Annotated in this window: 9 protein-coding genes; all 9 read right to left on the bottom strand. The window is 33.2% G+C overall.

Features of this window, described 5'->3' with window-relative positions:
* Positions 1-261 precede the first annotated feature (261 nt).
* The gene (locus G4D82_RS14175; RefSeq protein ID WP_166337958.1) at positions 262-615 is read right to left on the bottom strand and encodes a hypothetical protein; all 354 of its coding nucleotides are present in this window, start codon (positions 613-615) and stop codon (positions 262-264) included.
* A gap of 640 nt (positions 616-1,255) precedes the next feature.
* Complete coding sequence (locus G4D82_RS14170) at positions 1,256-1,666, bottom strand: hypothetical protein (RefSeq protein WP_166337957.1); 411 nt, start codon at positions 1,664-1,666, stop codon at positions 1,256-1,258.
* Positions 1,667-1,815: 149 nt separating this feature from the next.
* On the bottom strand, positions 1,816-2,277 hold the full coding sequence (locus G4D82_RS14165) for a hypothetical protein (protein WP_166337956.1): 462 nt from the start codon (positions 2,275-2,277) through the stop codon (positions 1,816-1,818).
* A gap of 1,206 nt (positions 2,278-3,483) precedes the next feature.
* The gene (locus G4D82_RS14160; RefSeq protein WP_166337955.1) at positions 3,484-4,266 is read right to left on the bottom strand and encodes a hypothetical protein; all 783 of its coding nucleotides are present in this window, start codon (positions 4,264-4,266) and stop codon (positions 3,484-3,486) included.
* A gap of 178 nt (positions 4,267-4,444) precedes the next feature.
* On the bottom strand, positions 4,445-5,251 hold the full coding sequence (locus G4D82_RS14155; protein ID WP_166337954.1) for a hypothetical protein: 807 nt from the start codon (positions 5,249-5,251) through the stop codon (positions 4,445-4,447).
* Between the two features lie 156 nt (positions 5,252-5,407).
* Positions 5,408-6,646 (bottom strand): hypothetical protein, encoded by a 1,239-nt coding sequence (locus G4D82_RS14150; RefSeq protein WP_166337953.1) that lies wholly within the window; start codon positions 6,644-6,646, stop codon positions 5,408-5,410.
* A 172-nt stretch (positions 6,647-6,818) separates the two neighbouring features.
* Positions 6,819-7,271 (bottom strand): hypothetical protein, encoded by a 453-nt coding sequence (locus G4D82_RS14145; protein WP_166337952.1) that lies wholly within the window; start codon positions 7,269-7,271, stop codon positions 6,819-6,821.
* Positions 7,272-7,447: 176 nt separating this feature from the next.
* Positions 7,448-7,903 carry a hypothetical protein gene (locus tag G4D82_RS14140; protein ID WP_166337951.1) on the bottom strand — a complete coding sequence of 152 codons (456 nt, stop codon included), beginning with the start codon at positions 7,901-7,903 and terminating at the stop codon, positions 7,448-7,450.
* A 654-nt stretch (positions 7,904-8,557) separates the two neighbouring features.
* Complete coding sequence (locus tag G4D82_RS14135) at positions 8,558-9,058, bottom strand: hypothetical protein (protein ID WP_166337950.1); 501 nt, start codon at positions 9,056-9,058, stop codon at positions 8,558-8,560.
* Between the last annotated feature and the right edge of the window lie 156 nt (positions 9,059-9,214).

Genomic DNA, 9,214 nt, shown 5'->3' with positions numbered 1-9,214 from the left:
TTCAAACCACGACATACTATTGTCCTTTTTGGCTATAAATCCATCAAGGCTCGAAACCATATGAATTGTTAGTTTAAAGTTTGAAGTCATTCTTTAAAGTTTAGTTTTTTCAACATTGCCTGTAACGTTTTGCAGCTACCCGTAGTGGCGGAAAAGCGAGCAGCGTACGCTCCGCTAAGATAAAATTTTGTTCGTGAAAACCAAGCGTGAAGCCAAGAAAATCAAGCCATTGCGGGTAGGTGCTGTTGGCGGCTGGCCTTCTTATTTAGTTATTTTTTCAATTTCCTTTTCGGTTAAAAATATCAATTCATATAAAAAGCATGCACCGTTTCCACCATTTGGATTTCTATAACCAACTACAATTCCTTGTTTTGTTACTTCAGCTTGAATAGCTACAATTAATTCTTTTGTATTGTTTTCCGAATCAACTAAATAAGCCAACTTAGGCAATTCAATTTCATATGCTTTATGATTAGAATCTGTATTCTTTAAACAGAAGACAGCAATTCCACTTTTGGCTTCTTCTTCATTTGCTATTCTGCCAGAAAATGCATGAATACTTTTCCATGATTTAATTTCAAAAGCCGGCCAATTATCTTTAATATCTTCAGGCATTATTTTTTAAGGTTTCGTTTCCAATAGGCTTGCCGCCAAAGGTTTCTGGCTAGATTTCGTGGCGGTTTGATAACCGATTTTTCTCCACTAGCACAGAACGAAAATAGGAAAATAAAACGAACAATTTACCGGAAAATTAGCCATGGAATTTAGCCAGTGTTACCAAGCGGTTTTCTTATCTATTCCAATTTTCACGTTCTGTTTGCGTTTAGTTTTGCCATTTCAACTTTCCAATTTCGTTTGTGTTTAGTTTTTCAACTCCAACTTTGCAGTTTCAATTGCGTTTAGCTTTGCCATTCCAACTTTCCAATTTCGCTTGCGTTTAGTTTTTCAACTCCAACTTTCCAGTGTCAATTGCGTTTAGCTTTGCCATTCCAACTTTCCAATGTCAATTGCGTTTAGTTTTTCAACTTCAATTTTCAAGTTTTATTTGCTTCAAATTATACAGTTTCAACTGTCCAATTTAGCTTCAATATTTCGCTTTTTCTAAACTGATTGGTAACGGTTTCTTGCTACGCGACTACGCGGAATTAGCGAACCGAGTTTTCTCCACTAAGATAGAAAGTTCAACGTGAAAACCAAGCGTGAAATTAAGATAAACCAGCGTTGCTCGCGTAGCAAGTGTTGGCGGCTGGCAAATTTAGTCTTCAAAATATATAAAACTCAACTTATTTTTTCCAGTTAATACAATTTCAAATTTCTCATTGGTTTTAGCTTTTGCAACTTTGTAAAAATATTTTGAACCACTTTTAAACGCTATTATTATATCATCATTATTGAATTCTCTAACACTGTTTGGGAATTCATTTTCCTCATATTCTCTATAATCTTTTGCGTGCTCTATTTTAGTTTTTATTAAAGCAAAATCTTTTTCACTAATAATTAAATCAAAATTTTTTGAACTTTCTCCAAATGATGCTTCTGAATTATTTTCTAAAATGGAATATTTATCAAACAAATTGATTCCAACTTCGGCTAATGATTTTTCTACATCAGAATTTGATGAGCATGAAATAATTGCAATAAATAGTATAAGAATGATTTTTTTCATGATTTCGTTTTTCATTGCTTGCCGCCAACGGTCCGCCGCCACGCGACGTTGCGGAAAAGCGAACCGAGTTTTCTCCGCTAAAGATAGAATTTCTTCGTGAAAACAAAACTTCCGGTTAGGAAAAACCAGCAATGATCGCGTGGCGGCTGTTACCCGGCGTTTCTCTTCTCTAAACTGACTCCAGTATCATTTTTATATAAGTAGAAATAATTTGTATTGTCGTTCTTTGAATTAATGATTTCAAAGCCTGAATTCTCCAAGTAAGAATATAAAGGCATATCTACAATTTCAATTTTTTCGTTTTCGACTAAATGCGGAAAATAATCAGAATTTGGGTTTTTTGTATGTATATAAATTCCGTCATCACCGCTTTCAACCTCATCAATACCAATCCATAATTGAAATTCATTCGGATATTTTTGAAGTTTATTTTGGAGCTGATTGTAAATTCTAAATGCTTCGTTTAAATATTCTTTTCGCTTCTCAAATGATTTGTTTCCATTGCCATCAAAATCATAATGTAAATGCCAGAAATCAAAGTACGACTTTTCTTCGCCAGAAAAATCTAAGTTTCCGATTATTTTGTCGTGGTCATTTTTGTTTATTTCCATAGTTTTTGCGGTATCGTTTGAAATGACGGGTAACGGTTTCTGGCTAGATTTCGTGGCGGTTTGATAACCGAGTTTTCTCCGCTAGCACAAAACGAAAATAGGAAAATAAAACGAACAATTTACCGGAAAATTAGCCATGGAATTTAGCCAGTGTTACCAAGCGGTTTTCTTATTTATTCCAATTTTCACGTTCCAACTTTCAAGTTTAGTTTGCGTTTAGCTTTGTAACTTCAATTTTCAAATTCCAACTTTCCAGTTTCATTTGCGTTTAGCTTTGCAATTCCAATTTTCAAATTCCAACTTTTCAGTTTCGTTTGAGTTTAGCTTTGCAATTCCAATTTTCAAATTCCAACTTTCCAGTTTCATTTGCGTTTAGCTTTGCAATTCCAATTTACAAATTCAAACTTTCCAGTTTAGTTTGCGTTTAGCTTTGCCATTCCAACTTTCTAATGTCAATTGCGTTTAGTTTTGCAACTTCAATTTTCAAGTTTTATTGCTTCAAATTATGCAGTTTCAACTGTCCAATTTAGCTTCAATAGTACGCTTTTTCTAAACTGATTGGTAACGGTTTCTGGCTAGATTTCGTGGCGGTTTTACGGCCGAGTTTTATCCACTAGCACAAAACGAAAATAGGAAAATAAAACGAACAATTTACCGGAAAATTAGCCATGGAATTTAGCCAGTGTTAACAGGCGGTTTTCTTATTTATTCCAATTTTCAGGTATCATTTGCGTTTTGCTTTTCCGCTCCAATTTTCACGTTACTACTTTCAAGTTTCGCTTTGCAGCTTCAATTTTCACGTTCCAATTTTCAGGTTTCGCTTGTGTTTAGTTTTGCAATTCCAACATTCCAGTTTCGCTTGCGTTTCGCATTTCTAATCCAACTTTCCAGTTTCTTTTGCGTTTAGCTTTGCAACTTCAATTTTCACGTTCCAATTTTCAGGTTTCGTTTGCGTTTAGCTTTGCCATTTCCATTTTCAGATTCCAACTTTCCAGTTTCTTTTGCGTCAAATTATGCAGTTTTCAACTTTCCAATTATGTTTCAGTATTCCGATTTTATAAACTGACTGTTAACGGTTTCTAGCTACGCGACTACGCGGAATTAGCGAACCGAGTTCTCTCCGCTAAAGATAGAATTTCTTCGTGAAAACTAAGCGTGAAATTAAGATAAACCAGCGTTGCTCGCGTAGGTAGGGTTAGGCGGAGTTTATTTTAATTTTTCTATTAAAATTGTTTCATGCAAATTTTGTCCGAGTGATGTTAAGGAAAAAATGTAGGAACTGCCAGAAACATATCTAGATTGGGTTATTAATCCCAATGAAGCAAACTCTTTAACATTGGTATCATCTCTATTAATAGCTCTATTATTTAGAATTGCTGCTCCAATAAGTTCGAATGCTCCAATCTTATTCTCTTTCTTCAGTTTTTTTAGAATCAAATCTAATTTAGTATCACCTGAAGAAACTTCATCTTTTTTACTTGAAGAATCTTGTTGTGTTTCAACGGATTTTGTTAAACGCTCAGCGAGTTTAATTTCTAACTTGTCATAGTCTGCTTGTAACTTCAATTTTGCTTCTCTTTCCTCTTCAAGTCTCTTTTCTAATCGCTTTCTCTCATTTTCAGAATTCTCATAAACGGTTCTCAACACAATGCTATTGTTATCTGTCCATTTATATACTAATGGAGTAATTTTCTTTTCAAAAAAATTCACAATCAATCGTGATAAATTTATTAAAAAGTATGCGATTATTAGTAAGCAAATGGATTTTAAAACACAATATCCCAAGGTCTCTAGAAATGGATGCTTTTTGAAGTGATTTAGTATAAAAAGTTGCTTTTTTGCTAATGTAGTTTTTGGATCAAAGTTGAAAATACTGTAAAATAAATTCCAGTTTTTTATTAGCCAAATTAAAATCAATGTTCCAAAAAAAGGATTTGATGATTTTGATTCTAAATTATCTTTAAATGAAATAAGTAATTCTTTTATCATGTTATAAAGTTTTATCGAGTTCCGTTAAATTGCGCCTAACGGTTCGCCGCCACGCGACGTTGCGGAAAAGCGAACCGAGTTTTCTCCGCTAAAGATAGAATTTCTTCGTGAAAACCAAGCGTGAAATTAGGAAAAACCAGCAATGATCGCGTGGCGGCTGTTGTAAGCAGTTTTGATTTTAAACTGCCTTTTGAAATAATTCAATTTTTTCGAGCGTTGTCATCGCATCAAGAAACAACTTAATCCTTATTCCAATTAATGATAAGAATTTTGTATTTCTGAACTCGGTCATAATACCGATAAGTCTATAATCAATTGAATGATTTTTGCCATCAGAATCGATTATCATTAACCACAATCCACAACCACTAATTCCGTAAAAATGAGTGCCAGTTTTCGCTACTTCGCCAGTCTTAATATTTGTTCCTTTGCCCTTCATGTCCAACATATAAAACATATTAGGATCGAATTTATAATGCTCATATACTTTTTCAGAACTTGGCGAAAGATAATATGCCTGAGCAACAGGTTCTATTTTGTCGTCAATATTTGCTAAGCTTTTTTCTGGATAACCCATTACGCAGTAATTGGCAGCTCCGTTCAATAATTTATGATCGCGTATTTTTGAAACGGGTAAAAATAAATATGGCTTTTTTAAATCTGGAATAATACGTTCATCAATCTTGACATATGACAAATCAATTTTTTCATCTATAGAGAGATCAGTTTCTCTTAATTCACCAACAAGTGAAACATAATTATTTTTTCCAATCCTGATATATAGTTGATTTTGGTCCGACCAATGTTCTGTGACATGAGATGCTGTAATTAAAAAATGAATTCCAGCAACTATTACGAAAACGGCTGAACCGTGAGGCTTAAGTTTTCCGTTTTCATCTTTAACCAATAGTTGGCATGTATGGCGTAAAATTTTTTCGCCTGTCATTTTACTAATAAGTTCGTCAATTTCTGTCGTAGAGTTCATGGTTGATAAAATTGCTTACAACGGTTTGCGGCCTTGTATAGTGGCGGATTTGCGAACCGAGTTTTCTCCACTAAGGTAAAAAGTTCTACGTGAAAACCAAGCTTCCGGACAACGAAAACGAGCCATTATACAAGACCGCGGTTAGTGGCTGGCTTTTTATTCAAACTGCAAAGCAATCTTTTCTGCAATTCGCTTAATAATGAACATATAAGGTGTCAATTTTACGTCATTATCCGGCGTTGGTAATATAACTTTATTCTCTCTTTGTTCTCGTAAATGAACCAACACATTTCTGATTTTCTCAATATTTTTCCTTATTGCAGTTAATAGGTTTTCTGTTATACTTTCTAAATCCTCAACTTTATTAAAGAGTTTTTTTATAACTAATCCTCCATCAAATTCAATATCCTCGCAGAAGAATTCGCAGTTTGACTCTAATTCTAATTTAAGATCGTCAATTGAAATAAACTCAAGTATTGTTTTCTCCATTTTAACCGAATCATCCTTATTTTTATAATAATGGTCTTGCAGTTTGTCTATAATGGATTTTGTGTACTCTTTAGACTTAGAATTAATATCTGGCTTTTTTAGAATTTGATTTAATTCTTTTTTAATAGTTGTGTCTAAAAAGTAATAAGTGCAATACTCTAAAACTTGATAATAAAATATAAATTGAAGTCTTATATCATCAGTTTTATGAGCAACGTCGATTGTTTCTAAAACGGTTAATTCTATATTGTGAGCATTTATGCTGGCAGGAAATTTATTTACTTCGCCTGTCAAACATGGAATCTTAAACTCATCTTTAATAGTTTCTTTTCTATGAAGTATTATTTTGGGAGTTTCTCTGTCAAAGTATTCCATATAAAAATTTAGAAGTCGAAGAAAATAAGAAAAATCATTTTCTAACATTGAAAAATCTCCTTTTATATAGAATGAATATGCTTCACAACCTTTATAAAATTCTTTTATAAATTCTGGTTGTTCATCCAATGTATAAAAGTCATTATACATTCTCAATTCTCTATAATTGGTTTTTGTGGAAGACTTTGTTTGTTGAAATCCAGTTCCTATTAATTCGAGGGCTTTAGAGGATTTGTCAAAATAGCAATCATATGTTTTACCTTGAAAATTGAATTCAAATTTTCTTTCAAGAATTTCTAAATCAGTTTCAACTGGTGCAAAAATGAATTCTAGTAAGCCTTCTTCGAAATGATATATCGCAACTAAATAATCAACTAATTTAACTTTGTCTAATGCTTTTAAGTCATCAGATTTATCAAGTAAAATTATAAACGTATCATCGTCCCAAGGTCGAGATATCTTTATATGTTTGGTTTCTTCTTCAACTTTTGAATAGGGATTGTTCTTAGAAAAATGTTGTAATTGTTTCATGAATTTGTTGTTTTGTTAAGCTTGCCACTAACGGTTGCTAGCTACGCGACGGCGCGGAATTAGCGAACCGAGTATTCTCCGCTAAGATAGGATTTCTTCGTGAAAACCAGACGTGAAATTAGGAAAAACCAGCGGTGCTCGCGTAGGTAGGGTTATGCGATGTGCTAATATTCTAATATTCTAAATTACTTCTAATCGCTTGCATAATTTCTTTATAGTTTTCAAATTTACTTGGAGAAATAAATAAACTAGGTTTTGACCTTAGCTTAAGTTCGCTATACGAGTATGTATCTGTGATCTGTACTCCATTAAAATATTTTTTTTCCTTATGAATTTCAATACTCTCAATTTCTGAAAAAAGGATGAAAGTTGAAGAATTGTAATTCTGAACCTTAATGCCAGAGATGTTCACAGTAATTTTTATTTCTTTCAAAATTTCGTTCCAGATATAAATTAAAAAGATAATAAAAGTAATTATTAACATACCAGCAATTACCCTTTTGTATGTGTAGTAAATATTTTGTAAATAATTCACGGACACAGCAATAATGAATAAAGCTATTATATTCAAAAAGATTATTAGGCCAATATATAAATTGCTGATTTTTGATTCAACTGTATTCATTCGTAAGTGATGTTTTAAGCATATCGCATAACGGTTTGCGGCCTTGTATAGTGGCGGATTTGCGAACCGAGTTTTCTCCACTAAGGTAAAAAGTTCTACGTGAAAACCAAGCTTCCGGCTAAGAAAAACCAGACATTATACAAGACCGCGGTTATAGGCTGTGCGAATTTCTATTTTCAATGAGCAAAACGTATTAATTGTTGTAATGAGTTTTGAATATTCCGTATTTCGAGTGGCAAGTTTTTATTACAATGTTCTTCAAATTGAATCAATTCCAAGATTCTTTCATTCAGTTTTGCATTAGATTTTAAGCGCTTAAACATTTGACTTTTATTTTTTGAAAAAGAAACTTCAGTAAGAAAAATGATAATGTCATTGAGTATCTGTGAATCCATTTTCTCAAGTGTAATTTTCAGCACATCAAATGAACTTTCGGAAACATCAAAAATTGAAATATTAAAATCCTTTTTTATGTTGGAATCTAAATCGATTAATTTCTCCACTTCTGTTTTCTTTCGCTTTTGAAATATCCATTCAAGAAATTCTGAAAATTTCTCAATCAATAATCCTATTGCTAAATTACCTGCTTGCATTTTGTTTTTATAATTTATTCCGAGCTCGTTTTCACGCATTGCCTATAACGGTTTCTGGCTAGATTTCGTGGCGGTTTTACGGCCGAGTTTTATCCACTAGCACAAAACGAAAATAGGAAAATAAAACGAACAATTTACCGGAAAATTAGCCATGGAATTTAGCCAGTGTTAACAGGCGGTTTTCTTATTTATTCCAATTTTCAGGTATCATTTGCGTTTTGCTTTTCCGCTCCAATTTTCACGTTACTACTTTCAAGTTTCGCTTTGCAGCTTCAATTTTCACGTTCCAATTTTCAGGTTTCGCTTGTGTTTAGTTTTGCAATTCCAACATTCCAGTTTCGCTTGCGTTTCGCATTTCTAATCCAACTTTCCAGTTTCTTTTGCGTTTAGCTTTGCAACTTCAATTTTCACGTTCCAATTTTCAGGTTTCGTTTGCGTTTAGCTTTGCCATTTCCATTTTCAGATTCCAACTTTCCAGTTTCTTTTGCGTCAAATTATGCAGTTTTCAACTTTCCAATTATGTTTCAGTATTCCGATTTTATAAACTGACTGTTAACGGTCCGCCGCCACGCGACGTTGCGGAAAAGCGAACCGAGATTTTTCCACTAAGATAGAAAGTTCGACGTGAAAAAAAGCTTCCGGTTAAGAAAAACCAGCAATGATCGCGTGGCGGCTGTTATAAGTAGCCTTACTCTATGGTAAGGTTTTCGTATCCTTAACTCCTCTTTGACAATTAACATCGTATCCCGCAGTCGGATTTTTATTTATATTATGATAAACACTAATTAAGCGAGAGATATAATCTTTGGTTATGTCAACACAATACTTATTTCTGTCACAAAAATCTAGTGTGTTCTGGATTGCAATATTTAATCCTTCTTTTGAAGAAATATTTAAAATTGTATATTGACTTTGATCAACGATTACAAAATAAGCTTTGCAATGCGAGCAACCTATAGCAAACGAATATATTCCATCTATAAGCTTTTCCTTTTGAAAATTATTAAAAAGACCTGTAAGTCTAATTTCTGATTTACCTTGCCGATAATCATCTATTTTTTCCGTTCTAATATCGCCATTAGAGATAAGAAATTCAGTTAAACTCGACTGGAGCGAATTGTAAGTTAACTCCTTTGTCTGCGAAAAACAGGATAAAGAAAAAAGCGAGATTAAAATTATTAAAGTAATTTTCATTATTAGACGATTTCTTAAAAGGTTACTTATAACGGTTTGCGGCCTTGCGTCAGTGGCGGATTTGCGAACCGAGTTTTCTCCACTAAGGTAAAAAGTTCTTCGTGAAAACCAAGATTCCGGCCAAGAAATTCGAGACATTGCGCAAGACCGCGGTTA

Source organism: Flavobacterium lotistagni, assembly GCF_011392125.1.
Lineage (GTDB): Bacteria > Bacteroidota > Bacteroidia > Flavobacteriales > Flavobacteriaceae > Flavobacterium > Flavobacterium lotistagni.
The sequence above is the reverse complement of the archived record's forward strand: the minus strand, read 5'-3'. Positions and strand labels throughout refer to the sequence as shown.

Coding starts and splice junctions, on each gene's coding strand:
- G4D82_RS14175 (WP_166337958.1), bottom strand. CDS start 615: ATGCCTGAAGATATTAAAGATAATTGGCCGGCTTTTGAAATTAAATCA.
- G4D82_RS14170 (WP_166337957.1), bottom strand. CDS start 1,666: ATGAAAAAAATCATTCTTATACTATTTATTGCAATTATTTCATGCTCA.
- G4D82_RS14165 (WP_166337956.1), bottom strand. CDS start 2,277: ATGGAAATAAACAAAAATGACCACGACAAAATAATCGGAAACTTAGAT.
- G4D82_RS14160 (WP_166337955.1), bottom strand. CDS start 4,266: ATGATAAAAGAATTACTTATTTCATTTAAAGATAATTTAGAATCAAAA.
- G4D82_RS14155 (WP_166337954.1), bottom strand. CDS start 5,251: ATGAACTCTACGACAGAAATTGACGAACTTATTAGTAAAATGACAGGC.
- G4D82_RS14150 (WP_166337953.1), bottom strand. CDS start 6,646: ATGAAACAATTACAACATTTTTCTAAGAACAATCCCTATTCAAAAGTT.
- G4D82_RS14145 (WP_166337952.1), bottom strand. CDS start 7,271: ATGAATACAGTTGAATCAAAAATCAGCAATTTATATATTGGCCTAATA.
- G4D82_RS14140 (WP_166337951.1), bottom strand. CDS start 7,903: ATGCGTGAAAACGAGCTCGGAATAAATTATAAAAACAAAATGCAAGCA.
- G4D82_RS14135 (WP_166337950.1), bottom strand. CDS start 9,058: ATGAAAATTACTTTAATAATTTTAATCTCGCTTTTTTCTTTATCCTGT.